The following is a 1,494-nucleotide window of genomic DNA, read 5'->3' on the forward strand; positions in this document are numbered from 1 at the left end:
CGTCAGGAAAACCGACGCGCTCACCTTCTCATCACAGGCCGCCCGCCAGAAGTGCGCATATACATCCGGTCCAGGAACCATGCCGAGATTTCGTCAGATGGTCCGTTCGGCCTTTCTGCCGGGTGCCCCATGTCAGTGCAGGAGGAGGGGTGGGGACCAGGGGGACATGGTCCCGAGCCGAGCCAGAGTGCGATGCACATTGGGGTGGAGACCGACCAGGCGGAAGGAGACATAGGCGACGTGGACCGTGTCGGTCAGCCGTCGCAAGGCCCGCAGGCCGGCTGCGTCGCAGAAGACCAGAGCGGTGAGGTCAAGGCGGAAATCCCGGGGGCACCCGACCAGCGCGGCGGTGACCGCTTGGTCCAGCAGCGGAGCGGTAGCCACGTCGAGCTCCCCGATCACCCGGAGCAAGACCGTGTCTTTGCTCCACAGGGTGCAGGTCTGCAGCAGGTCGTCCGCTTCCACGGCCACCTCCGGAAAGATCCTTCAGGTGGGACAGGTCCGCTGGTGCCCTGGTGTGCTCCGGCTGCCAACCAGTGAGGCTATTTCAGGATGCCGGAATAAGGATCAGGCGACGTCGAGGTCGGCCCAGTGATCGATCAGGCCTTCGGCGTCCAGGCCGGTGCCGGCGCCGCCTGTCAGGGCAGAGACGATCACAGCGCCGCGACCGTGTTCGTCGGCCGGCCTGGCAGCGGCCCAGTTGGTGGGGACGGGCTGGGGACCGCCGTCGCTGACCTGGACCTGGATGCGCCCGGAGTCTGCAGTGGCCTGCAGGTGCAGGACGACCGGCGGCAGGGCGTGGGTGACGGCGTTGGTGACCAGCTCGGAGATCACCAGCAGCGTGTCGTAGATCTGCTCTTCGTCCAGCCCCCAGCTGGTCAGGACCGGGCGGGCGGTGTGGCGGGCGGTGGCCGGCGCGAGCGGCCCGTGGTCGAGCAGAAGGCCGAAGTTTCGTCGGTCGTCTCCGGCCGCGTGCGGCGCCGGCCGGCTGCGGGGGAGAGTGGGAGACGTCATCGGGATCACTGCCTGTCCGAAAGCCGGGGTACCTGCCTGTCCTGTCCTGCTTCCAGCACACGTCCAGACGGCACGAAAGCCCTGAGCAGTCAATACCCAATCCACCGAAAATAGGACATTGAGTACGGGGTGGGGTTGTCACTCCACCGGCACCCCGGCGCCACCGGCTCCCGGCCGGGGCACCTGAAGGCCTCGATCGCCGCGCCGCGCGAGCACAACGCCGCGCGATCGGTCAGCCCCGCCCCGTCACCCAAGTAGCACCCCAGCGGATGCCTGCCCCGACACCCGGGCAGCCATACGCGCCGACGGGGCAAGCCCCCCCTTCACGGTTCCCTCTGAGGGGTGTGGGCTGCCTCCACCGTCACGAGGCAGCCCACGGCGGCATCCGGGGGGGTTATGCCGCGCTTCGAGCCCCATTGGATCATGGAACTCCCCCTCCCCCTGGAGTGATCACTACTCACCATGAAGGTCGCGGCCACC

2 protein-coding genes are annotated in these 1,494 nt (G+C 68.2%); both read right to left on the reverse strand.

The window, feature by feature from the left end:
- Positions 1-132 precede the first annotated feature (132 nt).
- On the reverse strand, positions 133-471 hold the full coding sequence (locus ABZT03_RS44460; RefSeq protein WP_356050039.1) for an STAS domain-containing protein: 339 nt from the start codon (positions 469-471) through the stop codon (positions 133-135).
- Positions 472-567: 96 nt separating this feature from the next.
- Positions 568-1,014, reverse strand: coding sequence for an ATP-binding protein (locus tag ABZT03_RS44465; RefSeq protein ID WP_356050041.1), 447 nt, complete (start codon positions 1,012-1,014; stop codon positions 568-570).
- Positions 1,015-1,494 lie beyond the last annotated feature (480 nt).

Origin of the sequence: Streptomyces sp. NPDC005574, from assembly GCF_040605435.1 — a bacterium.
Classification (GTDB): Bacteria; Actinomycetota; Actinomycetes; order Streptomycetales; family Streptomycetaceae; genus Streptomyces.

Bases quoted from the DNA above. Each gene is read 5' to 3' on its own strand.
- ABZT03_RS44465 (WP_356050041.1), bottom strand. From the start codon at position 1,014: ATGACGTCTCCCACTCTCCCCCGCAGCCGGCCGGCGCCGCACGCGGCC.